General features: G+C 39.2%; 1 pseudogene. It reads left to right on the forward strand.

Annotated features, from left to right (window positions below):
* Nucleotides 1-260: pseudogene (locus AB4585_RS24775) on the forward strand (hypothetical protein); the annotation flags it as partial.

Raw genomic sequence — 260 nt, forward strand, 5'->3', positions numbered from 1 at the left:
CTACATTATTAGGTTTTCTTTTGTTTTTTTTCGTTGGCTGTTCTTCCACAGAGCCTCCAACAAATGAGTTTGATGCAACTTTATACTCCGGAAAACCAATAGACTCTCTCAGTAATGACGAACCACCGAAAACTGAAGAAGAAGCGATTATTAGAGGGGATAGCGCTCTCAATTCAAAGAACTATGATCTGGCTCTATATGAGTACATACGCTCTCTATCGTTCGCTGATGCAAGTCGACAATCTCAAACACTATATACT

Origin of the sequence: Vibrio sp. 10N.222.49.C9 (genome assembly GCF_041474985.1) — a bacterium.
Taxonomy (GTDB): Bacteria; Pseudomonadota; Gammaproteobacteria; order Enterobacterales; family Vibrionaceae; genus Vibrio; species Vibrio crassostreae_C.